The sequence below is a fragment of the Pectobacterium nicotianae genome (genome assembly GCF_023272715.1).
Classification (GTDB): Bacteria; Pseudomonadota; Gammaproteobacteria; order Enterobacterales; family Enterobacteriaceae; genus Pectobacterium; species Pectobacterium brasiliense.
The window spans coordinates 385800-408568 of sequence record NZ_CP096821.1; the positions used below are offsets into that span (position 1 = coordinate 385800).

Annotated in this window: 21 protein-coding genes; 15 read left to right on the forward strand and 6 right to left on the reverse strand. The window is 53.6% G+C overall.

The window, feature by feature from the left end; genetic code table 11:
- The first annotated feature begins 265 nt into the window (after positions 1 to 265).
- Both ompR and envZ read left to right on the forward strand, forming a co-directional pair.
- Entirely contained in the window at positions 266 to 985 is a 720-nt protein-coding gene (gene ompR, locus MYB54_RS01630; RefSeq protein ID WP_005969424.1) for an osmolarity response regulator transcription factor OmpR, read from the forward strand.
- Positions 982 to 2343 carry a two-component system sensor histidine kinase EnvZ gene (gene envZ / locus MYB54_RS01635; protein ID WP_039277203.1) on the forward strand — a complete coding sequence of 454 codons (1362 nt, stop codon included), beginning with the start codon at positions 982 to 984 and terminating at the stop codon, positions 2341 to 2343. The genes ompR and envZ overlap by 4 nt, the downstream gene beginning before the upstream one ends.
- A gap of 77 nt (positions 2344 to 2420) precedes the next feature.
- Here envZ and pckA read toward each other — a convergent pair whose 3' ends face one another.
- From pckA to MYB54_RS01660, 5 genes are all read right to left on the reverse strand, one after another.
- The gene (gene pckA, locus MYB54_RS01640; protein ID WP_039498094.1) at positions 2421 to 4040 is read right to left on the reverse strand and encodes a phosphoenolpyruvate carboxykinase (ATP); all 1620 of its coding nucleotides are present in this window, start codon (positions 4038 to 4040) and stop codon (positions 2421 to 2423) included.
- 197 nt (positions 4041 to 4237) lie between these two features.
- The gene (gene hslO, locus MYB54_RS01645) at positions 4238 to 5107 is read right to left on the reverse strand and encodes an Hsp33 family molecular chaperone HslO (protein ID WP_010277708.1); all 870 of its coding nucleotides are present in this window, start codon (positions 5105 to 5107) and stop codon (positions 4238 to 4240) included.
- 115 nt (positions 5108 to 5222) lie between these two features.
- The gene (gene hslR / locus MYB54_RS01650) at positions 5223 to 5633 is read right to left on the reverse strand and encodes a ribosome-associated heat shock protein Hsp15 (protein WP_010277707.1); all 411 of its coding nucleotides are present in this window, start codon (positions 5631 to 5633) and stop codon (positions 5223 to 5225) included.
- A gap of 118 nt (positions 5634 to 5751) precedes the next feature.
- Positions 5752 to 6438, reverse strand: coding sequence for a GMP/IMP nucleotidase (gene yrfG, locus MYB54_RS01655; protein ID WP_039288638.1), 687 nt, complete (start codon positions 6436 to 6438; stop codon positions 5752 to 5754).
- A 117-nt stretch (positions 6439 to 6555) separates the two neighbouring features.
- A complete protein-coding gene (locus tag MYB54_RS01660; protein ID WP_248721431.1) occupies positions 6556 to 8703 on the reverse strand; it encodes an intracellular growth attenuator family protein in 2148 nt (715 codons plus the stop codon).
- A 437-nt stretch (positions 8704 to 9140) separates the two neighbouring features.
- Between MYB54_RS01660 and nudE the strand changes: the two genes are divergently transcribed.
- Positions 9141 to 9698 (forward strand): ADP compounds hydrolase NudE, encoded by a 558-nt coding sequence (gene nudE, locus MYB54_RS01665; protein ID WP_014916864.1) that lies wholly within the window; start codon positions 9141 to 9143, stop codon positions 9696 to 9698.
- Positions 9699 to 9777: 79 nt separating this feature from the next.
- On the opposite strand, the gene mrcA is transcribed toward nudE, so the two are convergent.
- Complete coding sequence (mrcA, locus tag MYB54_RS01670; protein WP_205559771.1) at positions 9778 to 12333, reverse strand: peptidoglycan glycosyltransferase/peptidoglycan DD-transpeptidase MrcA; 2556 nt, start codon at positions 12331 to 12333, stop codon at positions 9778 to 9780.
- Between the two features lie 111 nt (positions 12334 to 12444).
- Between mrcA and pilM the strand changes: the two genes are divergently transcribed.
- From pilM to trpS, 12 genes are all read left to right on the forward strand, one after another.
- On the forward strand, positions 12445 to 13296 hold the full coding sequence (gene pilM, locus MYB54_RS01675) for a type IV pilus biogenesis protein PilM (RefSeq protein WP_248721940.1): 852 nt from the start codon (positions 12445 to 12447) through the stop codon (positions 13294 to 13296).
- Positions 13297 to 13298: 2 nt separating this feature from the next.
- On the forward strand, positions 13299 to 13868 hold the full coding sequence (locus MYB54_RS01680; protein ID WP_248721432.1) for a PilN domain-containing protein: 570 nt from the start codon (positions 13299 to 13301) through the stop codon (positions 13866 to 13868).
- The gene (locus MYB54_RS01685) at positions 13861 to 14445 is read left to right on the forward strand and encodes a hypothetical protein (RefSeq protein WP_248721433.1); all 585 of its coding nucleotides are present in this window, start codon (positions 13861 to 13863) and stop codon (positions 14443 to 14445) included. The genes MYB54_RS01680 and MYB54_RS01685 overlap by 8 nt, the downstream gene beginning before the upstream one ends.
- Positions 14442 to 14819, forward strand: coding sequence for a HofP DNA utilization family protein (locus MYB54_RS01690; protein WP_248721434.1), 378 nt, complete (start codon positions 14442 to 14444; stop codon positions 14817 to 14819). Before MYB54_RS01685 ends, MYB54_RS01690 begins: the two co-directional genes overlap by 4 nt.
- A 100-nt stretch (positions 14820 to 14919) precedes the next feature.
- Positions 14920 to 16194, forward strand: a complete 1275-nt coding sequence (hofQ, locus tag MYB54_RS01695) for a DNA uptake porin HofQ (protein ID WP_248721435.1) — start codon at positions 14920 to 14922, stop codon at positions 16192 to 16194.
- Positions 16195 to 16545: 351 nt separating this feature from the next.
- A complete protein-coding gene (gene aroK, locus MYB54_RS01700) occupies positions 16546 to 17067 on the forward strand; it encodes a shikimate kinase AroK (protein ID WP_005969451.1) in 522 nt (173 codons plus the stop codon).
- 51 nt (positions 17068 to 17118) lie between these two features.
- Positions 17119 to 18204 (forward strand): 3-dehydroquinate synthase, encoded by a 1086-nt coding sequence (aroB, locus tag MYB54_RS01705; protein ID WP_010277670.1) that lies wholly within the window; start codon positions 17119 to 17121, stop codon positions 18202 to 18204.
- 166 nt (positions 18205 to 18370) lie between these two features.
- Complete coding sequence (locus MYB54_RS01710) at positions 18371 to 19387, forward strand: SPOR domain-containing protein (RefSeq protein ID WP_248721436.1); 1017 nt, start codon at positions 18371 to 18373, stop codon at positions 19385 to 19387.
- A gap of 79 nt (positions 19388 to 19466) precedes the next feature.
- Complete coding sequence (dam, locus tag MYB54_RS01715; protein ID WP_014916855.1) at positions 19467 to 20279, forward strand: adenine-specific DNA-methyltransferase; 813 nt, start codon at positions 19467 to 19469, stop codon at positions 20277 to 20279.
- A 112-nt stretch (positions 20280 to 20391) separates the two neighbouring features.
- Positions 20392 to 21069, forward strand: coding sequence for a ribulose-phosphate 3-epimerase (gene rpe / locus MYB54_RS01720; protein WP_010277661.1), 678 nt, complete (start codon positions 20392 to 20394; stop codon positions 21067 to 21069).
- Positions 21062 to 21766 carry a phosphoglycolate phosphatase gene (locus MYB54_RS01725; protein WP_248721437.1) on the forward strand — a complete coding sequence of 235 codons (705 nt, stop codon included), beginning with the start codon at positions 21062 to 21064 and terminating at the stop codon, positions 21764 to 21766. The genes rpe and MYB54_RS01725 overlap by 8 nt, the downstream gene beginning before the upstream one ends.
- Complete coding sequence (gene trpS / locus MYB54_RS01730) at positions 21763 to 22767, forward strand: tryptophan--tRNA ligase (protein WP_205550093.1); 1005 nt, start codon at positions 21763 to 21765, stop codon at positions 22765 to 22767. Before MYB54_RS01725 ends, trpS begins: the two co-directional genes overlap by 4 nt.
- The last annotated feature ends 2 nt before the right edge of the window (positions 22768 to 22769 follow it).

Here is a 22769-nt window from a genome sequence, read left to right on the forward strand (position 1 = left end):
TTTATTGGTAGCGGCGTTACTATAATCTTCGTAAACGACAATCTTGGTAAACGGCAATCTTCGTAAACGACACGCTTCGCTAACCGCAATCGTCATTAATCGCCGATTATTTCATGCCTGAGAGCACAGGAAATGATTGATTACACGAATTTTAATATGCTTTGTAACAATTTTGCCTAGAATGTATACCAGAAACGACTGTCAGTAATTCGTATGTTTCTGAACAATAGCATCGTCGGCGCTATTACGCCTTTGGAGAAAGAGAATGCAAGAAAACTATAAAATTCTGGTTGTAGATGACGACATGCGTTTGCGGGCGCTGTTAGAGCGTTATCTGACTGAGCAGGGTTTTCAGGTACGTAGCGTAGCCAATGCTGAACAGATGGACCGTTTACTGACCCGTGAATCCTTTCACCTTATGGTGCTGGATCTGATGCTGCCGGGCGAAGATGGGTTGTCCATCTGCCGTCGCTTGCGTAGCCAGAGCAACCCGATGCCGATCATTATGGTGACGGCAAAAGGGGAAGAAGTCGATCGTATCGTCGGGCTGGAAATCGGCGCGGACGATTATATTCCTAAACCTTTCAACCCGCGTGAACTGCTGGCTCGCATCCGTGCGGTGCTGCGTCGTCAGGCGAACGAACTGCCGGGCGCGCCATCGCAGGAAGAAGCCATTATCGCGTTTGGCAAATTCAAGCTGAATCTGGGCACGCGCGAAATGTTCCGCGATGATGAACCGATGCCGTTAACCAGCGGCGAGTTTGCCGTACTTAAGGCGCTGGTGAGCCATCCGCGCGAGCCGCTGTCTCGCGATAAGCTGATGAACCTGGCCCGTGGTCGTGAATACAGTGCGATGGAGCGTTCCATCGACGTACAAATTTCTCGTCTGCGCCGCATGGTGGAAGAGGATCCGGCGCACCCGCGCTATATCCAGACCGTGTGGGGTCTTGGCTACGTGTTTGTCCCGGACGGCAGTAAGGCATGATGCAATGGCGTTTTTCTCCGCGCAGCTCATTTGCACGGACGTTGCTACTGATTGTCACGTTATTGTTTGTCAGTTTGGTCACCACCTATCTGGTGGTGCTCAACTTCGCGATTCTGCCGAGTTTGCAGCAGTTCAATAAAGTGCTGGCATACGAAGTAAGAATGCTGATGACGGACAGTCTGCAACTGGAAGATGGCTCCACGCTTGAGGTGCCGCCTGCGTTCCGGCGTGAGATTTACCGCGAATTGGGTATATCGCTGTACACCAATGCGGCGGCGGAGGAAAGCGGCCTGCGTTGGGCCCAGCACTACAAGTTTCTGAGTGACCAGATGGCGCAACAGCTGGGCGGCCCGACGGATGTGCGGGTTGAAGTCAGCAAGAATACGCCGGTGGTGTGGCTGAAAACCTGGCTGTCACCGGATATCTGGGTGCGCGTTCCCCTCACCGAAATTCATCAGGGCGATTTCTCGCCGCTATTCCGCTATACGCTGGCGATAATGCTGCTGGTGATTGGCGGTGCGTGGCTATTTATTCGGGTGCAGAACCGACCCTTGGTTGAGCTGGAGCATGCGGCTTTGCAGGTCGGTAAAGGCATTATTCCGCCGCCGCTGCGTGAATATGGCGCTTCCGAAGTGCGTTCCGTGACGCGTGCCTTTAACCAGATGGCCTCCGGCGTGAAGCTGCTGGCCGATGACCGCACGCTGCTGATGGCGGGCGTCAGCCACGATCTGCGTACGCCGCTGACGCGAATTCGTCTGGCGACCGAAATGATGGGCAAGGAAGATGACTATCTGGCGGAGTCGATCAATAAGGACATTGAAGAGTGTAATGCGATTATTGAGCAGTTCCTCGACTACCTGCGTACCGGTCAGGAAATGCAGACGGAAGTGGCCGACCTGAACGCCATTATGGGCGAAGTGGTGGCATCGGAAAGCGGTTATGAACGCCAGATTGACAGCGATTTTGCTACCGGCGAACTGCTGGTGCGCATTAGCTCCCTTTCGATCAAACGCGCGGCGCTGAATCTGGTCGTGAATGCGGCGCGTTACGGGAACGGTTGGATCAAAGTCAGTACTGGACGTGAGCTACAGCGCGTTTGGTTTCAGGTAGAAGACGACGGAGAAGGCATTGCGCCCGATCAGTTACAGCACCTGTTCCAGCCGTTTGTGCGTGGTGATAGCGCACGAACCACTAGCGGTACAGGGCTGGGGCTGGCGATTGTGCAGCGTATTATCGATGCGCACAATGGCGTGCTGGATGTCGGCAGGAGCGAACGCGGTGGGCTCTGCGTCCGCGCGTATCTGCCGCTGCTCTCGGACGTTGCGGTAGCGGATGCGGGTGCCGTGAAAGAGTCATAAGTATTTTGTGCAGTACTGGCATGAATAAGAAAGGCGCGGAATCCGCGCCTTTTTCGTAATGGTTTTCTTACCTGTGGTTACCGCTTCGGTCCTGCTTTCACCAGCGCTGCGCCTGCCGGTGCATCGGTGTACTTATCGAAGTTGGTGATAAAGCGCTGTGCCAAATCGTCCGCTTTTTCCTGCCACTGTTCGACGCTGGCGTAGGTATCACGCGGGTCGAGAATGTCAGGATTGACGCCGGGCAGCGAGGTCGGAATCGCCAAATCGAAGACAGGCAGCGTCTGCATTTCTGCATCATCAATACTGCCGTTCAGAATGGCATCAATAATCCCGCGCGTATCCTTAATGGAGATACGTTTGCCGCTGCCGTTCCAGCCGGTGTTCACCAGATAGGCCTGTGCGCCAGCCGCCTTCATGCGTTTTACCAGCACTTCAGCGTACTGCGTCGGGTGCAGCATCAGGAATGCTGCGCCGAAGCAGGCGGAGAAGGTCGGTGTCGGTTCCGTTACGCCGCGCTCGGTTCCTGCCAGTTTGGCGGTAAAGCCGGACAGGAAGTGATACTGCGTTTGATCGGACGTCAGGCGGGAAACCGGTGGCAACACGCCGAACGCGTCCGCCGTCAGGAAGATCACTTTCGTTGCATGGCCCGCTTTGGAGACCGGTTTAACGATATTCTGAATGTGGTAGATCGGATAGGAGACGCGGGTGTTCTCGGTTTTGGAGCCGTCGTTGAAGTCCACGGTGCCGTCTGCCAGCACGGTGACGTTCTCCAGCAGCGCATCGCGTTTGATGGCACCGTAGATATCCGGCTCTGCTTCCTTAGACAGCTTGATGGTTTTGGCATAGCAGCCGCCTTCAAAGTTGAAGACGCCGTCGTCGTCCCAGCCGTGCTCGTCATCGCCAATCAGCTGGCGTTTCGGATCGGTGGACAGCGTGGTTTTACCCGTGCCGGACAGGCCAAAGAAGACCGCCACATCGCCTTTTTCGCCGACGTTTGCCGAACAGTGCATGGAAGCGATGCCTTTCAGCGGCAGCAGGTAGTTCATGATGGAGAACATCCCTTTCTTCATTTCGCCGCCGTACCAGGTGCCGCCAATCAACTGGATGCGTTCTGTCAGGTTGAACGCGACAAAGTTCTCGGAGTTCAGCCCCTGTTCCTGCCAGTTCGGGTTGGTGCATTTTGCGCCGTTCATCACGATGAAATCCGGCTCAAAGCCTTCCAACTCTTCATCGCTCGGGCGGATAAACATGTTTTTGACGAAATGCGCCTGCCACGCCACTTCCGTCACGAAACGTACGCTGAGGCGGCTATCTGGGTTAGCACCGCAGAAGGCATCGATGATGAACAACCGCTTGCCGGACAGCTGTGTGGTGACCAGTTGCTTCAGATGTGACCAGGTTTCCTGACTCAAGGGGTGGTTATCGTTCTTACCTTTTCCTTGATCGGACCACCACACGGTGTCGCGGGTCACGTCATCGCGCACGATGTATTTATCTTTCGGGGAACGGCCAGTAAAGATGCCGGTATCGACGGCTACCGCACCCAGTTGGGTTTCGATGCCGCGTTCATAGCCTTGTAGGGTAGGGGAGCGTTCTTCTTCAAAAAGCAGGTCATAGCTGGGATTGTAGACAATATCGCGGACATCGTGGATTCCATAAGCCGTCAGGGCTTGCGGGGTAAGACCGTTGATCAGCATGTTGCTACTCCTCAAGTTATAGTCGTACTACTAAACATTGTAGGGAGTGAGCTTATTTTAACCGCGATAGCAATCATAAAATTAAATAAATTCATTAATAACTTTGCTTATTTAGGGTGTTTGAAAAATAATCACGTCGGTTTACAGATGGGAAAATAAGCAAAATAAAACGGGTACTTTCGTACCCGTTAAAAAGATTAATGCAACAGATTTCCTGATGAATCCTGCCGTATGGCGCGGATGTCCAGCGAATTAAACAGGTAATGCGTACCGCAATAATCACAGTGCATATCGATTTCACCGTCCTGCTCGATCATCTCATTCACTTCCTGATCGGACAGCGTCATTAATGCATCTGCGCAACGATCGCGCGAACAGTGGCAGCGGAACTCGACATCCTGCGGCTCATACACGGTGACTTCTTCCTGATGATAAAGGCGGTACAGTACCTCGGTGGCAGGCAGGGTAAACAGCTCGTCGGCTTTGACCGTTGTGGTGAGCTGTGCCAGATGATCAAAATCATTACGGTCGGCATCCTGTGCGGGCAACACCTGAAGCAGCATGCCTGCGGCTGCCTGCTTCCCGTCGTGTTGACCCGTGCGGATAAACAGCCGTGTCGGCAACTGTTCGGACTGCTGGAAATAGCTCTCCAGACATTCGGCCACGGTTTCACCTTCTAAACCGACGACGCCCTGATAACGCTCGCCATCAGTCGGCGTAATGGTAATGACCAGATAGCCATTGCCGACCATTTCTTTCAGCGAACTCCCCGGTGCGATATCCCCTTGCAGACGGGCAACGCCGCGCATCTGTTGCTGGTGGTTACCGTTAATCACCGCCAGTTTCAGTGGGCCATCGCCCTGAAGCTGAACGGTAATATCGCCGCTGAATTTCAGCGTGGCCGTTAGCAGGCTGGTGGCAACCAGCATTTCGCCCAGCAGCGTTTGTACCGCAGCTGGGTAGTCGTGGTTGGTCAAAATACGTTGATACGTTTCGTTAACTGTCACCAACTCGCCACGAACGGCATAATTTTCAAACAGATAACGATGTAGTTGGTCATGAGCCATAATATTTTCTCGTCGTTGTGCGGAGATGAGTAGTGCGGCGATGAGTGGTGCGGCAATCGCTGGGTCTTCTCTCTATTGTCAGCAGTTTGATGACCAACAAATGAAGAGCGGAGCGTTATTCCTGATCGCTGTATTTAAATTTAATCAGATCGCGTCGCTCTTTTTTATCAGGGCGGCGATCGGGGTGTGGCATCGTCAGCGCATTCATTTTCCGCGCCTGTGCCAGCTTTTCTCGTTTCTCAATGCTTGCGGCCGTTTCCTGATACAGCGCCTGCGCCTCTGTCGCGCTTCTGCGCTGGCCGCTGACGGCTAAAATGACCACGGTGCGTTCATCATTGCCCTGACGCAGTTTGATCTCGGCATTCAGTTCGACCTGTTTGCTCGGCTTACCGCGTTGCCCGTTATAATGCACTTTGCCGCCGTCGATCATTTCGCGAGCTATCGCCCGGGTTTTATAGAAACGGGCAGCCCAAAGCCATTTGTCCAGACGAACGGCGTCGTCGGCCTGCTCGGTAGCTTTCACCATAAATTCCCCTGATTACCCTAATGCCGATCGTTTAAGGATCGCGTTACTGGGGGCGACCACGGCGCGAGGCATCCCTGCGGGAACCTCATCTCCGTGTTTCCCCCTCAGGCCACCTGCATTACCCTGCGTTAACGGAGTGGCGCAGGGCTGGTAGCAGCGCAAGGTAGTCGTTCATTGACGGATGTTGCAGGAATGCCTTTTCCTGCTGGCCGGAATCGGGATTACGCACGCCCAGACAGTAATGGATACCGAACGTTTTCGCGGCATCCAGAATCGGTTCACTGTCATCCACGAATAACGTTCTGGCGGGGTTGAAGCCAGTCTGCTGCTGTACGGCCTGCCACAAGCGCTGATTCTCTTTCGGATACCCATAAGTATGGGTGGAAAGTAATAAATCAAGGTGCTGATCCAGCCCGGTGTGTTCGATTTTTACCGCCAGACTGTGTGGATGGGCATTGGTCAGCAGAATTGTCTCTTTACCGCATTCGCGCAGCGCCGCTAAAAACGGCGTCGTGTCATCGCGCAATCGGGCTCGCGTACCGATATCCGTCGTCATTTGATAGATATCCAGATCGAGACGTTCTGACCAGTAATCGAAACAGTACCAGTTTAGCGTGTGCTGAACGGCCTGGTACTCCTGTTCGATAAGCTGGCGCGCCTGTTCAAGGCTGATGCGACGTTTTTCACTGAGCGACTGCGGCACCAGTTGAAGCCAGAAATAGCTGTCAAACGCCAGATCGAGTAGCGTGCCATCCATATCCAGTATCACGGTGTCGATGTCGTGCCAGTTAACGTGGGGATTCATAACGACTCCAGATGTCGCGCCGTGCTATAGGGGTGATGCAGCAGAAGACGCGCAATGCAATTGTGACAAGAGTGACGGCCGCTAGGTTAGCATAACCACAGAGCGGGCACGATGCCGTTAGCGGGGTAGCTGTGGGCGATTGTCTGGGAACGAATTCGTCATCATATTGAACCGTGAGGCGTAATAGCGCTGAATATCGGTCACTCGCTTCTGGCTTTTACGCATCTTAATCCCGGTCAAAATCGCATTAACGATAAACGTTGCAGAAAAGAGCAGCAGCAGCAGACACGTGCCGAGATAGCGCCAGACGGTAATGACGTCAGGTTCGCTGTGCAGGCTGATGTGCTGGGTTCCGTTGGCATCGGTATTCAGCTGCGTAATCACGCCCGTGGCATTAAACGGTGTATGCAGCAGCATCGCGGAAAGCCGCTGGAGTTCCTGCCACTGGTCCGATGGACGATATTCATTCAGCGGCATCGGAGGAAGCGGATGGTTAACGAACTGTCGGCCTTCGTCGCTGCGAATCAGGAATCCACCGGGCGGCGGGCTGTTCAGCGAATCTGCCGCGTTATTGATTTCCTGATAGAAGAATTGATCGGTAGAACTGTTGACCAAGGATTCCAGCGTTTCTGCGCTGACGGCGGGCAGCACCACATTCATACCTTTCAGCGTGCCGGAATTGGCGTCTTTTACCAGTGTATTCCAGTTCTTGACGTCGCTTAGATTCACCAGCGCATTTTTCAGGCGAGAGCAATCGTTTTCCTGCCGACACAAATCTTGTGTTCTCAGGACAACTTCAGCGAAGTTTTTCATCAGAATCAGACCTGATTTCTGGATCGTAGACGCTAACTGAGAGTTAACCTGACCTTCTTTTTCCGCTTGCGGATGGAGCTGGCTGTTGACGGATTTCAGCAGGGCAGAAGCTTTTTCAATCGTCTCGGATTCCGGTAATGGCAGCGGTGCAGCTTTATTCCAGTAAATAGCGGAGCAGTCAAAAGGACTGAATGCATAGGACGACGGTGCGGAAACGGGATGAATGCCTGCGGGCACATAGCACATGCCGTTGCCACGTACCGCCAGCGTGTCGCCAATGCGGAGCTGAGTGGTTTCCAGATCGCTGACCTGCGTGACCTGAATGCGCTGCGCACCTTGAAGCCAGGCCAGACTGAGCTTGAGCGGCAGTTCAAGCTGTACGTTAGTGACGAGCAAAATCAGGCTGAGCAGTGAACCAGCGGCCAGCAGTAGATTCCTGCCCCAGCGCTGTAGCGGGAAATGTTTCACTTCATCATGCAGCGACAGGTGCTCTCCCTGACGGATCACCTGTCGGTTGAGATAGATATCGACATCTGTTTTTCGCCCGAGATCCTGCGTGATATAGGGCTGCCAGTGAGGCGGGTAAATCAGATCGATATTACCGAGCGAGATATTACCGAGCGGCCCCTGATTGGATTCGCCAAACAGACCCAAACCTTGCGGCGTGCCGTGAAGGCAGTGCACATCGCGCAGTTCCTGAGCGGACGGCGAGCGGAAAAGCTGCCACAGGCTCCAGCCTGCTAATAATGATGCGGTACCGATCAGCCAGGGGAGCAGGGCGATAGGGCTATTCAGACTGATGAACAAAAGCAGAAAAGACACGCAGAGCACGGCGGTTTCCTTCAAGCCCCCAGAGTGGTGCATGGCGTGTTCTTCACGTGTTTCCTTACGGATAGTGACCAACTCGGCATGCTCACTCCCTTCCTGACGGATGGAGGCGTTCGGGACAGGGACTTCACTCGGCAGTGGGGCGAGGGGACGATCGTCGAGACACTCGGTTAGCGAGTGTCCATTCAAGGAAATGACCAGCGGGATCGAGCGCGTCTTAATCAGTTCGACGGTGTTATTTTCGGTAATAAACGGTTCCCAACTGGGCGGCAGATGGACTTCTTGCGTATCAATATAGTAGCGCCACTTATTCTGAGTATCAGTGCTCAGGCCATAGCGTGTAATCGTATGGGTGATGGGGTAAACCCGATTACTTTGCAGGGAACGCGGCAGTTTTGGCTGCTCGTTGGGGGTATCAAGCGGCGTGGTTTGCTGGCTGTTTTCCTGAGCCAGATAACGCTCAATGGCGATCCGTTCGTCTTCAGTTAACCGTCGGGGAAGCGATTGCGAAACGGGTAACGGCGGAGCGGAGAAGAAACGGTGTCGCATACGGTAGGCGATAAGACCTCCGACAGCGATCAGACAGGCAAGCAATATCGCCAATAGGGTAAATATTGTGCTCATCTCATCTCCATTCCAAAACGCGATGCTCCTTGTTCTCGTCGGAGTTTAACAAAATTATACAATCGATGATAACCCGTATGGCATTGTTTTCTTAGATTAATAACGTAATTGTGAATGGAATTAATCGCATAAGGTGATGATAGTAACAAGCAAAAAACGCCTCTTGAATGAGGATATTCCTATTTTTTTTAAGTTATTGACTTTTTCTGGTGGTTTCTCATACAGGATGTATCCTTCATGTTGCCCACACGTAAATTCATCGTCACGATAGTTGCAGCGAAGGTGACTGTTAACGCACAATGTGAACAGAATCAAAAAAGCATATTTACGATCTCTTCTTATTCAACAGCATGGCATATTCAGGCTGCGATAAACGCAGTCTCTCATGCGCGTTGGGCTAAGGTGCCGTTCTGGTCGTAACTCTCTGGGGGGCATCAATGAGTCATAACCTGAAAAAACCTAAAATCCTCAAGGTAGAAACGGTAGCGCATTCGCGCCTGTTCAATGTGGAATCCGTCGATCTTGAATTTAGTAACGGAGTACGTCGGGTTTATGAACGGATGCGCCCAAGTGGCCGACAGGCGGTGATGATTGTCCCGATCATTGATGATGAACTGCTGTTGATCCGTGAATACGCCGTCGGCATTGAAGAATACGAACTGGGCTTTCCCAAAGGGCTGATCGATCCCGGCGAAACGGTTTTCGAAGCCGCTAACCGCGAGCTAATGGAAGAAGTCGGTTTTGGAGCGGAAAAGCTGGAGTTGCTGGCGACGTTAACGATGGCGCCCTCCTATTTTTCCAGCCAGATGAATATCGTTGTGGCGCGTGGGCTGTATCCGCAGAGCCTGGAAGGCGATGAGCCGGAGCCGATGCCGCAAGTCCGCTGGCCGATAGATAACATGATGTCGTTGCTGCAAGAGCCTGATTTCCGCGAAGCGCGTAATGTCAGCGCGCTGTTTCTGGCCCACGACTGGCTGCGCCGCACACCCCGCTAATTTCCTGACTCATCATAGCCAAAAAAGAAGGCACCGTTTCTGGTGCCTTCTTTGTAAGTGTAACGCTATCGAACGTTGGCTAGAATAATTCTTCGCTTTGTCCGTTATCCATCAGCGTGGTGCCGACTTCATGCACTTCGTATTCTTTCGGCTGCGTTCCATCAATGAAGTATTCGGAACGGCTATTCCCACCACCGTTGGACAGCTTGCCGCTGCTACGGTCAATGACCACACTGACGATGCCAGGCGGCGGCGTCAGCGGTTGCTCCGGTACGCCATCCAGCGCGGCTTTCATGAAATCATCCCACGCAGGCTGTGCTGATTTCGCACCGCCTTCATAACCGGAGATCTGATCTTTGATGACGCCAGATGCGCTGCTGGCACCCAGATCGCGACGGTGATCGTCGAAGCCAATCCAGACTGAAGTCACCAGATTCGGGCCATAGCCGGAGAACCAGGCGTCTTTGGAACTGTTCGTGGTACCGGTTTTACCGCCGATATCACGACGTTTCAAATCACGGCCTGCACGCCAGCCCGTTCCCATCCAACCCGGTTCGCCAAAGACGTTGCTGTTCAGCGCGTCTTTAATCAGGAACGCCAACGGCGTGTTGATCACGTGCGGTGCATAAGGCTGTGCAGCACTTTGCTGTGCGGCTTCTGGCGTGACAGGTTCCAGTTCTGGCTGCGGCAGGCCTACCGGCGGCGCTTCGTTTGACGTGGCAACATCTTCAACGTTAGTGGTCGCCAACACCGGAGAACGTGGCGTTTCACCGTAAACTAGCGGTAGGTTACAGGTATCACAGACCACTTTCGGCGTCGCGGTAAAGACCGTCCCACTCACTTCGTTCTCTATCTTGCTAATCAGATAAGGGTCGACCAGATAGCCGCCGTTTGCCATGACGGCATAACCACGTACGACCTGTAGCGGCGTAAACGAGGCCGCGCCCAGCGCCAGCGATTCGGTATGGACGATATTCTGCGCCGGGAAACCGAAGCGTTGCAGGTAATCCGCGGCATAGTCTACGCCCATCGCACGCATGGCACGTACCATCACTACGTTTTTGGATTGACCCAGCCCCTGACGCAAACGGATCGGGCCATCGTAGGTTGCCGGTGAGTTTTTCGGCCGCCAGTCAGATCCTGCACCGGCATCCCAACGGGTGATCGGTACGTCGTTCAGAATCGTTGCCAGCGTTAAACCTTTGTCCATCGCAGCGGTATACAGGAACGGTTTGATGTTGGAACCAATCTGACGCAGTGCCTGCGTCGCACGGTTGAATTTGCTTTGGTTAAAGTCAAAACCGCCAACCAGTGCTTCTATCGCCCCGTTTTTCGGGTTAAGCGAGACGATGGCAGAGTTGACGTCCGGCACCTGTGCCAGCCACCAGTCATCGTTCACTTTACGCACCCAGACCTGCTGGCCTGCCTGTACCACGTCCGTGACGCGCTTCGGTGTTGGCCCTTGCTGCGTATCGGAACGGTATGCACGTGCCCAGCGCATGCCCGCCATCGGCAGGGCAATGTTGCTGCCGTCAGACAGGATCGCAATCGCGTTGTCAGCCGTAGTGCTGGTGACGATGGCCGGATAGAGCGGGCCGTAGACCGGCAACGCTTTCAGGGCGGCAATCATCTTCGCCTGATCCCAGACGCCTTCGCCTACCTTCCAGAGCACTTTGCTCGGGCCGCGGTAACCGTGGCGCATGTCATAGGCGAGGATGTTATTACGCAGCGCATCCTGTGCGGCGGTTTGCAATTTTTTGGTGACCGTCGTGTAGACCTTATAACCATCGTTATAAGCATCTTCGCCGTAGCGTTTGACCATCTCCTGTCGTGCCATTTCTGCGACATACGGGGCGGAGAACGAAATATCCGGTGCGTGATAATTCGCGACCAGTTTTTCGTTACGTGCCGCATCGTATTGCGACTGGGTGATGTAGTTTTCATCCTTCATACGTGCAAGGACGACGTTGCGACGGGCAACGGCACGGTCGTAGGAATAGAGCGGGTTGAACGTCGATGGCGCTTTCGGCAGACCGGCGATCATCGCCATTTCGCTCAGCGTCAACTGGTCAACAGGGCGGCCAAAGTAAACCTGTGCCGCTGCGCCAACGCCATAAGCGCGATAGCCGAGGTAAATCTTGTTCAGATAAAGCTCAAGGATTTCATCCTTGGTCAGCAACTGCTCAATGCGGATAGCCAGAAACACTTCCTTGATCTTACGAATCAGGGTGCGTTCGGGGCTCAGGAAGAAGTTCCTGGCGAGCTGTTGCGTAATGGTACTCGCCCCTTGAGAGGCGTGACCCGATGTGAGTGCGATAGACGCGGCGCGGATGATCCCGACGGGATCGACACCGTGGTGATCATAGAAGCGGCTGTCTTCGGTCGCGATAAAAGCGTGTACCAACTCAGGGGGAACCTGATCCAGCTTGAGTGGGATACGGCGTTTTTCACCAAACTGAGCGATCAGTTCGCCATCGGCGCTGTAAACCTGCATAGGCGTTTGCAGCCGAACGTCTTTCAGCGTGGCGACATCGGGCAGTTGGGGTTCGATATAACGATACAAACCGTATATCGAGGCAGCTCCCAGCAGAATGCAAGAGACTGCAAGGATGAATAGATACTTTACGAACTTCACCTGGGATTTTCCATTCAGTAGCGTTTGGACAGTTTATAAACAACCGGGCGCTAGTATAAAGGTAAGCCAGCACTGTGGATATGTTTATTGGATAAGGAAATCGGGTTGAACATGGGTTATCACATCTGGCGGGTTGGCGTTGATATACAAAACGGCTTCATGCGTGCGCTGGCGGTTCAGCGCCGCCGCGATGGCTGGCAGCTTCGTCACTGGTGGCAATATCCGCTACCAGACGACACCTTGCGCACGGGTAGTCTACACCATACTGAGGCACTTTGTGAGGCCTTGCGAACATGGCGTCGTTTACTGCCTGGACACATTTCGCTACGGGTAGGGTTCCCTGCTCAGTTGATTTTACAGCAGCATTTACCGATGCCCGACCCGCGTTTACAGGAGCCGGAGCGTAGCCTCTACATCGAAACCCTGGCGGCGCGTAAGCTACCGATCAGCAGCGAATCGCTGGCGATAGACTATCGGGAAGATCCGCAGATGCGGGGTTCGCTGCTGGTGACGGCCGCGCGCCGACAGGAGGTTGATAACTGGCTGGCATGCCTGAATAGCGCGGGGCTACACCCCGATGTACTTGAGGTTTCAACCTGTGCGCTTCGGGCGATGGCGCAGCGGGCTGGGCTTGAAACTCACCGTCTGTTGCTGCATCGCTTGTTGGATGGCTGGCTGTGGGTTTCCCCGTTGAACCATGCTTTTCACTCGGGCGTGATACACCTTGATGAGCTGAATGGCGAGGCCGATATCTTATCTGTTGTAAGCACTCGCTATCAGCATGATGTCGATGACATAGCCTATTACTCTAGCGTCTCGCCCGATTTACCCAGCCAGCAGACCGACGTATTGCAGCCGTGGTCGCCGTTAACGGTGTTTAACCACATGCAGCCGCCGCTGCCGAGTTTCCCCTCGGCTTTTGCGATTGCGGGTGGATTGGCATTGCGGCCTGAGGATGCCTGACTATGTTGCTGATTAATCTTTTACCCTGGCGCAACACTCGGATGCGCCAGCGGGCAAGCCGTTGGCTAGGGCTGCTGTGGCTACAGACGGGGTTGATGCTATGTCTTATTGCGGCGAGCTATCTGCTTTGGCAAAACAGGCAGCAACGCGCGCAGGATGAACTCCATGCGGTGCTGGCCCAACAGCAGCAACTGACGGTGCAGTATCAACAAACGCATCAGGCGCGAGAAGCGCTGCGTCGCTATCTGGAACAGGAACGCGGCGAGGCGAGAGTCCAGCATGACAATCGTCGTAACCTCCATCTGTTAGATCAGCTTTCTGGCATGGTGCCCGCGCGTCTGTGGCTGACGGAAATCGCTGACCGCGGGTCGCATCTGCTGCTGTCCGGTGTAAGTGAAAACTATCACGATATCATTACGCTACAGCACGCGTTATCACGTCATGTTTCTGTTGAGCGTGTGCAGTTGCTGCATACGTCCCGAGAGCGTGGTGTGAATACCCCGTTGCACTTTTCCTTTCAGGCCAACTGGCGCGATGCGGGTGTTTCCTTACCGAGGGAAGACCATGATTAATCAAGCGATCGTGACTGCCGTCGTACTGAATCGGCCTGGGCTAGTGAATAAACCGCTTTGGCAGCAGCTAGCGCTTCAATTGGCGTTCGTCGCCACTGCTGGACTGTTAGCAGGCTGGTTCCTCATCGGTGAAGTACGGCAGGCGGTGATTGGCATAGAAGAGCAAACCGTTCAGGCGCGTCTGGATGTAGGGGAACTCCAGCAAAAACTAGGTTCGATGCCACTGCTCTCGGTGCTACGCACGCAATTAGCGGAGAAAACCGCGCAAGACGATCCCTTTCAGCCTGACGGGCTGGCACAGCTTATCGTTGAGCCGCTGTCGCTGGCGGGGGCTTCGCTTCTATCCTGGCAGCCCGCTCCGCCTCATGCGGGAGCACCTCATCAGGAACGTTGGCAATTGGCATTTAGCGCGAATTACACGGGCGTATTGCAGGTGCTTCGTGCGCTGACGGCATTACCTTATGTGCTGCGAATAACGCAACTAACCGTAAAGCCAGATGGCGCTCCAGCGGCAGCGTCGGAAAAACCGCGGCTTCTGGTTGAACTAACGCTAATCAGGCCGGAGGTGTCGCCATGAGCCATGCCACGCTTCGTATCACATTGATGCTGCTATTTGCGCCACATAGCGTGCAGGCAGAAAAATCCACAGAGCGTATCGACCCTTTTCAGCCTCTGGCTGCTTCACGCTGTCTGCCCTCAGCGACACAGCCAGCGTGGCAGCTAAAAGGCGTGATTGGTTCTGGCGACCGTTGGACTGGCTGGTTAGCGCAGCCGGAGGCCGGTTGGATCAGGCTGACACGTGGCGAGACGATCCCTCCGGGGAATTGGGTGGTCAGTCAACTGGATAAATCAGGTGCCAAACTTGTCCCGACAGCGCATGAGGCAGGCTGTGATGGTCTGCCAGAGAATCTGCTGCTGATTTCTCCGTTTATCACTAAGCCTGCGGAATAGATGCAGTCTGCCTGACGACAGGTATTTTGAACGCTGTCTTTGGACTACCGCTCTTTGAAAACAACGCTGGCAACAGCGTATCTCGATAACAAGGAAGGTTATGAATATGAGGATGTTATGTCGGATGGTGGCGTGGAGTGGGTTACTTCTTCTCGCCGCGCCGTGTCAGGCCAGCGCGGAAAGTTCGGTATCGATGGCGTTTGAAGATTCACCGATACCTCGGGTGCTACAGGCGTTAGCCGATCACCAACAGCTCAATGTGGTGATCGCTCCGGGTGTGACGGGGAATCTTAGCCTGAGGTTGGCCGATATTCCTTGGCAGCAGGCATTGGATATTGTTCTACGTATGGGGAAGCTCAGCGTCGAGCGGAACGGTAACGTGCTGATGGTTTTCCCTGCTGGGCACCTTGAGTCCTTGCAGAAAGAACGAGACGAACATGCGGCGGAGCAGGCGCAGAAATTGCCGCTGCATAATATCTCTATTGCATTGCAATATGCTGATGCGACGGAAGTGGCGGCCAGCGTTCAGGCTCAGCGTGGAACGCTACTCTCTACGCGGGGCAGCGTAACCGTGGATAAGCGGACGAATACCCTATTGATTCGCGATACGGAAGAGGCTCTGGCACAGCTCGAACCGTGGGTGAAAGAGCTCGATCTGCCGTTAGCGCAGGTACAGCTGGCGGCGCATATCGTCACCATCAGTAGCGAGCACCTACAGGCGCTGGGCGTGAATTGGGGGTTGGGTGAAGGGGACGCGGCGAACAAGGCGCTCAGGCTGAATAATTTTAACGTTGGCCTGCCAGTCGATACGCCCGCGATCAATGCCGGATTCCATTTGGCACGCTTGAATGGTCGCCTGCTGGACCTGGAATTAATGGCGCTGGAACAGGAAAGTCAGGTCGAGATTATCGCCAGCCCTCGCTTGTTTACCGCGCACCAGCAGACCGCCAGTATTAAACAAGGCACGGAAATTCCGTATCAGGTCTCCAGCGGTGCCAGCGGATCGACGTCTATCGAGTTCAAAGAGGCGGTGTTAGGGATGGAGGTCACGCCAGACATTCTGCGTGCTGGACGGATTACACTGAACCTGAAAATCAGCCAAAACATGCCGGGGCAGACGATTAAACAGGGTGATAATGGCGAAGCGTTAGCGATCGATAAACAGGAAATCCAAACCCAGGTGACGGTCGCTGATGGAGAAACCATCGTTTTAGGCGGCATTTTCCAGCAGCAAAAAAAGAACAGCGACAGACAGGTACCCATATTGGGCGAGGTTCCCGTATTTGGTCATCTGTTCAGAAACCATACTCAGCAGCATACGCGACGAGAATTGGTCATTTTCATTACGCCGACGCTGATACCCGCATCATCGTGAGTAAACTCAGGCGGGCTCTGATGTCATACGGTGTTTTTCTTTCGGATTGGGCGCAATATTTTGTCACGTTCGTCGCTTATGAGTTTGACGCTGCGGCGGATTTAGCTTACAAGGGTTAGCGAATTGAGCACTGAAGTGTTGTTCCACCGAAAATGTCGATAAAACATACTACATTGACCCCCTGTGGTCGGTGTGACATTTTATTCGGTTGCCAAACTACCCTGAGTCTTGAGATAATTTTTTGTCTGATTCTCGCACTATCGCTCATGAGGTTTCAGTTTAGGTCCCGCCGCTGGGTTGATTGGCGGGGCGGGTTATCATTAACGAATTGTCTTAGTAATACCAAAAAACATGGCAGAGAAACGCAATATCTTTCTGGTTGGGCCTATGGGTGCCGGCAAAAGCACTATTGGCCGTCAGTTAGCTCAGCAACTCAATATGGAGTTTTTCGACTCCGATCAAGAAATTGAGCGACGCACTGGGGCTGATGTGGGCTGGGTATTCGATGTGGAAGGCGAAGAAGGCTTCCGCGATCGTGAAGAGAAAGTCATTAATGAATTGACGGAAAAGCAAGGCATCGTGCTGGCGACAGGCGGTGGCTCAGTCAAATCACGTGAGACGCGCAATCGTCTTTCCGCGCGCGGCGTTGTCGTTTATTTGGAAACGACAATCGAGAAACAGCTTGCCCGCACGCAGCGTGACAAGAAGCGTCCGTTACTTCAGGTTGAAACCCCTCCACGTGAAGTATTGGAAGCGTTGGCGAAAGAGCGGAACCCGCTTTATGAAGAAATCGCTGACGTTACCATTCGGACTGACGAGCAAAGTGCCAAGGTCGTTGCTAACCAGATTATCAATATGCTGGAAAGTAACTAAGAGCATACCTTATCCGCATTGAGCGGATCCTGAACGGGTTGTTTAACGCGCATGGAAAGAATTACCGTAACACTAGGGGAACGTAGTTATCCCATTACGATAGCCGCTGGATTATTTGATGATTCGGCTTCTTTTATGCCGTTGAAAGCGGGGGAGCAGGCCATGCTGGTGACGAACCAGACGTTGGCTCCTCTGTACCTTGACCGCGTTCGTGGCGTGTTGGAAAACAGTGGTGTGCATGTCGATCAGGTTATCTTACCTGACGGCGAGCAGCACAAATCGCTGACCGTATTGGATCAGGTTTTTACCGCGCTGTTGGCGAAACCGCATGGTCGTGATACGACGATTGTTGCCTTGGGTGGCGGTGTCATCGGCGATTTAGCCGGTTTTGCCGCGGCCAGCTATCAGCGTGGCGTCCGGTTTATTCAGGTGCCGACGACGCTGCTATCGCAGGTAGATTCTTCCGTCGGTGGTAAAACCGCCGTCAATCACCCATTGGGTAAAAACATGATCGGGGCGTTCTACCAGCCCGTATCGGTTGTGATCGATCTGGACTGCCTGAAATCTTTACCGGCACGGGAATTGTCATCCGGGCTGGCGGAAGTCATCAAGTACGGCATTATTCTGGATCGCGATTTCTTTCTTTGGCTCGAAGAAAACATTGAAGCCGTGCGTGCGCTACAGCATGACGCGCTGGCTTACTGCATTCGACGCTGCTGTGAAATCAAAGCGGCGGTGGTTGCAGCAGATGAACGCGAAAGCGGTATGCGTGCGCTGCTCAACTTGGGCCATACTTACGGGCATGCCATTGAAGCAGAAATGGGCTACGGTAACTGGCTTCACGGCGAAGCGGTTGCGGCAGGCATGGTGATGGCTGCACATACGGCACGTCGCCTTGGGCAGTTCTCCGTTGAGGATGTCGAGCGAGTCAAGTCTCTGCTGATTCGCGCTGGCTTACCTGTAAACGGCCCAACGCAAATGACACCTGAATCCTATCTTCCTCATATGATGCGCGACAAGAAAGTGCTGGCGGGCGAGTTACGTCTGGTGCTGCCAACGGCAATCGGTCAATCTGAAGTTCGTGGCGGCGTTGCGCATGACATGGTGTTGGCTTCGATAGCTGACTGTCTTGCCTGATGCGTAATGCTATCGGGTTATGAAAGACTGGCAGTTATGAAAGATAAGTATTAACGACAGACACGCCCTGATGGGTTATGGTTAATAAAATACAATGCGTTACGATTCAATGATTCGCCTTGGCGACCGCGTGGCGAATTCGAGCTTTTTAGTGGGGAGATGTTAAATGGATGAGTTCAAGCCGGAAGATGAGCTGAAGCCTGATACCAGTGACCGTCGACCTACTCGTCAGCAGAAAAGCAGCAACTTCGCGGTACCTAAAATCGCGCTTTCCAGACAGCACCTGATGATTGGCATCGGGATTGTGGTGCTGGTGTTGCTGATCGTGGGTATTGGGTCTGCCTTGCAGGCGCCTTCTCAGCCACAAACCTCACAGACGCAGAATCAAGCGAGTGGCGAGCGAAATATCGATCTCTCTTCCTCGTCCTCCATGACCCAGAACACGCAGCCTTCCTCTCCGAGTGAAAGCCCTGCGGCTGTTTCCGGCGAGGTCAGTCATGGTCAAATGCCAGGGCAGGCGTCTTCTCAAACGCCGACGTCGCCTCAGACATTGAGTGCTCCACCGATTTCCGGTACGCCGACGGATGCACAGATTCAACCGCCGGTGGCAGGCCAGCAGCGTATTGAGCTGCCGGGCAATATCACTGATGCGCTGTCGCAACAGCAAGGGCGCGTGAGCGAATTCTCTCAGGGTGCGGCAGGAAACTCGACGTTGCCAACGGCGCCTGCGACGGTTGCTCCTGCGGGGAAAACGCCTGCGACCTCATCCGCTAAAAATACGCACAACACGACGCCTGCACACGCCAGCAACGCTAAGCCTGCTGCGAACAGCGCGCCAAAAGCGCCAGTCGCAAGCAAACCCGCAGCTAATGCAAAAGCGGCTCCTGCAGCAGCCGGGCAGAACGTTTCCGTACAGAATGCGCCTGCCAGCAGTTTTACGTTGCAACTGAGCAGCGCATCACGCTCGGATACGCTGAAAGCCTACGCAAAACAACATAATCTCACCCATTCTTGGGTGTATGAAACGAAACGAGACGGAAAATCCTGGTATGTGTTAGTGACCGGAGTCTATGCTTCTTCTGCGGAAGCGAAACAGGCAATTGCCGCGTTGCCCGCAGAGGTACAAGCGAAAAAACCATGGGTTAAGCCGATCCGCCAGGTGAAGCAGGACTTGAATAAGTAACACCAATTTTAGCCCTGATGTGCTGTCTGACACAGAGTACAATCCGCGGCTCTGAAACGTATGAGTAACTAACGACGGCATGAAGAAGAACCGCGCTTTTTTAAAATGGGCTGGTGGTAAATATCCGCTGGTAGAAGAAATTCGTCGCTATTTACCCGCAGGAGACTGTCTCATTGAGCCCTTTGTTGGCGCGGGTTCCGTGTTTCTGAATACGGAATACGATCGCTACATACTGGCTGATATTAATAGCGACCTGATTAATCTCTACAATATCGTTAAATCGAATGCAGATGAGTTTGTTACCGACGCCCGTAAACTTTTTACGGATGAGGTCAACACGTCAGAGACGTTTTATCTGCTGCGTGACGAATTTAACCTTTGCAGCGATGCCTATCGGCGCGCGCTGCTGTTTCTCTATTTGAATCGCCACTGCTATAACGGCCTGTGCCGTTACAACATGCGCGGTGAATTCAATGTTCCTTTCGGGCGCTACAAGAAGCCCTATTTTCCTGAAGAAGAAATTCGCTGGTTCGCCTTCAAAGCGCAAAATGCCACTTTCGTCTGTGAGCATTATCAGGACACGCTGGAAAAAGCAGAGAAGGGATCGGTCATTTATTGCGATCCGCCTTATGCGCCGCTGTCTGCGACCGCGAATTTTACGGCCTATCACACCAATAATTTCAGTCGTGCCGACCAGCAGAGCTTGGCGCAATTGGCGCGCCGTTTATCAGCAGAAAGCCAGATTCCGGTACTGATTTCCAATCATGACACGTTACTGACTCGTGAGTGGTATCAGGAAGCGGTGCTTTATGTTGTTAAAGCACGCAGAACGATTAGCCGTAATATTTTAGGGCGTAGTAAAGTAAACGAGTTATTAGCCCTATATCGGTAATACCGTTTGGGGTAAACAGAGCGCGGTGAATCGGTTAATGCCGTCTGAGAGGCGTCATTAGCCGGGAATAGGTTACCCGCAGGCATTCAGACTTTACCGTTTGGAGAAATGAATGAAACCGTTTTTAATCGCGCCGTCCATTCTGTCGGCTGATTTTGCCCGTCTTGGTGAAGATACCGCTAACGTATTGGCTGCCGGGGCGGATGTGGTCCATTTTGATGTCATGGATAACCACTATGTGCCAAATTTGACGATTGGCCCGCTGGTCCTGAAATCCCTGCGCGATTACGGCATCACCGCGCCGATTGACGTCCACCTGATGGTGAAACCGGTCGATCGTATCATCCCGGATTTTGCCAATGCGGGAGCCAGTTTCATTACCTTTCATCCCGAAGCCACGGATCATCTCGATCGTTCACTGCAACTGATCAAAGATCACGGCTGCAAGGCTGGGCTGGTGTTTAACCCGGCGACGCCGCTGAGTTATCTCGATTACGTCATGGATAAGCTGGATATCATTCTGCTGATGTCGGTTAACCCTGGATTTGGCGGCCAGTCCTTTATTCCCAGCACGCTGGATAAACTGCGTCAGGTTCGTCGCTTGATCGACGACAGCGGTTACGACATTCGACTGGAAGTCGATGGCGGCGTAAAAGTAGACAATATCGGCGCAATTGCTGAAGCGGGCGCGGATATGTTTGTGGCGGGATCGGCGATTTTTGGTCATCCAGATTACCGTGCCGTCATTGATCAAATGCGTAGTGAAATTTCAAGGACGACACATGACTGAATTAACCGCAGTTCGCGGAGTAGCTTTTGATTTGGATGGGACGCTGATTCACAGCGCACCGGGTCTGGCGGCGGCGATCGATCAGGCCTTAGTGGCGCAGTCGTTGCCTGCTGCGGGCGAAGCTCGTGTCGCAACCTGGATTGGTAACGGTGCGGACGTGATGGTTGAACGGGCGCTGCGCTGGGCTGGCGTTGAGCCTACAGGTGCACGCTTGCAAGAAACCCGTGAGCGGTTCGATGTCTATTATGCGCAGACGGTGGATAGCGGTAGCACGCTGTTTCCACAGGTAAAAGAGACGCTGGCGCAGTTGGCGCAGCAGGGCATTCCGATGGCGGTGGTGACCAATAAACCCACGCCGTTCGTTGCCCCGCTCTTGGCAGGCCTGGGGATTGGCGACTATTTTTCGCTGATCATCGGTGGCGATGATGTCATTGTGAAAAAGCCGCATCCTGCGCCGCTTTATCTGGTGCTCGGTAAGCTGGGGCTGCGTGCCAGCGAGCTTCTGTTCGTCGGCGATTCCCGCAATGATATTCAGGCGGCACAGGCGGCGGGCTGCCGCAGTGTCGGCATGACGTATGGTTATAACTATGGTGAAGCGATCGAGCTGAGTCAGCCGGATGTCGTTCTGGATCGTTTTGCCGATATTTTGCCCCTGTTCGGGCAGTCTTCTTCACACAATCAGGAACCCTTAGTATGAGCAAGCCCATTGTATTTAGCGGTGCGCAGCCGTCTGGTGAATTGACCATTGGTAACTACATGGGGGCGTTACGTCAGTGGGTCAACATGCAGGACGATTACGACTGCATCTATTGCATTGTGGATTTGCATGCCATCACGGTACGTCAGGATCCGCAGGCGCTGAGAAAAGCGACGCTGGATACGCTGGCGCTGTATCTGGCCTGCGGCATCGATCCGAAAAAGAGCACCATTTTTGTTCAGTCGCACGTGCCTGAGCACAGCCAACTGAGCTGGATACTGAACTGCTACGCGTATTTCGGCGAACTGAGCCGCATGACGCAGTTCAAGGATAAATCTGCGCGCTATGAAGAGAACATCAACGCCGGTCTGTTTAGTTATCCGGTGCTGATGGCGGCGGATATCCTGCTGTACCAAACGAATCAGGTGCCAGTGGGTGAAGATCAGAAACAGCATCTGGAACTGAGCCGTGACGTCGGGCAGCGCTTCAACAGCCTGTATGGCGACATTTTCAAAGTGCCAGAGCCGTTCATTCCGAAATCGGGCGCGCGCGTGATGTCGCTGCTGGAGCCGACCAAGAAGATGTCCAAGTCCGACGATAACCGCAATAACGTTATCGGGCTGCTGGAAGATCCGAAAGCGGTGGTGAAGAAGATCAAACGCGCGATGACGGATTCCGATGAGCCGCCAGTCATTCGCTATGATGTGAAGAATAAAGCTGGGGTATCGAACCTGTTGGATATCCTGTCTGGCGTGACGGGAAAACCCATCCCTGAGCTGGAGCAGGAATTTAATGGCCAGATGTATGGTCACCTGAAAGGCGCGGTGGCGGATGCCGTATCCGGTATGCTGTCTGAGCTGCAAGAACGTTATCATCGCTACCGTAACGATGAGGCTTTCCTGCAACAGATCATGCGTGAAGGGGCTGACAAAGCGAGTGCTCGCGCACAGGAAACGCTGAAGAAAGTCTACGACGCTGTCGGTTTTGTTTCCCGCCCGTAAGT

What these genes read in the sequence shown, in the direction of transcription:
- aroB (WP_010277670.1), top strand. Translation starts at nt 17,119, where the DNA reads ATGGAAAGAATTACCGTAACACTAGGGGAACGTAGTTATCCCATTACG.
- hofQ (WP_248721435.1), top strand. Translation starts at nt 14,920, where the DNA reads ATGAATATGAGGATGTTATGTCGGATGGTGGCGTGGAGTGGGTTACTT.
- pckA (WP_039498094.1), bottom strand. Translation starts at nt 4,040, where the DNA reads ATGCTGATCAACGGTCTTACCCCGCAAGCCCTGACGGCTTATGGAATC.
- MYB54_RS01710 (WP_248721436.1), top strand. Translation starts at nt 18,371, where the DNA reads ATGGATGAGTTCAAGCCGGAAGATGAGCTGAAGCCTGATACCAGTGAC.
- MYB54_RS01680 (WP_248721432.1), top strand. Translation starts at nt 13,299, where the DNA reads ATGTTGCTGATTAATCTTTTACCCTGGCGCAACACTCGGATGCGCCAG.
- rpe (WP_010277661.1), top strand. Translation starts at nt 20,392, where the DNA reads ATGAAACCGTTTTTAATCGCGCCGTCCATTCTGTCGGCTGATTTTGCC.
- hslR (WP_010277707.1), bottom strand. Translation starts at nt 5,633, where the DNA reads ATGGTGAAAGCTACCGAGCAGGCCGACGACGCCGTTCGTCTGGACAAA.
- MYB54_RS01690 (WP_248721434.1), top strand. Translation starts at nt 14,442, where the DNA reads ATGAGCCATGCCACGCTTCGTATCACATTGATGCTGCTATTTGCGCCA.
- MYB54_RS01725 (WP_248721437.1), top strand. Translation starts at nt 21,062, where the DNA reads ATGACTGAATTAACCGCAGTTCGCGGAGTAGCTTTTGATTTGGATGGG.
- MYB54_RS01685 (WP_248721433.1), top strand. Translation starts at nt 13,861, where the DNA reads ATGATTAATCAAGCGATCGTGACTGCCGTCGTACTGAATCGGCCTGGG.
- nudE (WP_014916864.1), top strand. Translation starts at nt 9,141, where the DNA reads ATGAGTCATAACCTGAAAAAACCTAAAATCCTCAAGGTAGAAACGGTA.
- pilM (WP_248721940.1), top strand. Translation starts at nt 12,445, where the DNA reads ATGGGTTATCACATCTGGCGGGTTGGCGTTGATATACAAAACGGCTTC.
- ompR (WP_005969424.1), top strand. Translation starts at nt 266, where the DNA reads ATGCAAGAAAACTATAAAATTCTGGTTGTAGATGACGACATGCGTTTG.
- MYB54_RS01660 (WP_248721431.1), bottom strand. Translation starts at nt 8,703, where the DNA reads ATGAGCACAATATTTACCCTATTGGCGATATTGCTTGCCTGTCTGATC.
- aroK (WP_005969451.1), top strand. Translation starts at nt 16,546, where the DNA reads ATGGCAGAGAAACGCAATATCTTTCTGGTTGGGCCTATGGGTGCCGGC.
- hslO (WP_010277708.1), bottom strand. Translation starts at nt 5,107, where the DNA reads ATGGCTCATGACCAACTACATCGTTATCTGTTTGAAAATTATGCCGTT.
- trpS (WP_205550093.1), top strand. Translation starts at nt 21,763, where the DNA reads ATGAGCAAGCCCATTGTATTTAGCGGTGCGCAGCCGTCTGGTGAATTG.
- envZ (WP_039277203.1), top strand. Translation starts at nt 982, where the DNA reads ATGATGCAATGGCGTTTTTCTCCGCGCAGCTCATTTGCACGGACGTTG.
- yrfG (WP_039288638.1), bottom strand. Translation starts at nt 6,438, where the DNA reads ATGAATCCCCACGTTAACTGGCACGACATCGACACCGTGATACTGGAT.
- dam (WP_014916855.1), top strand. Translation starts at nt 19,467, where the DNA reads ATGAAGAAGAACCGCGCTTTTTTAAAATGGGCTGGTGGTAAATATCCG.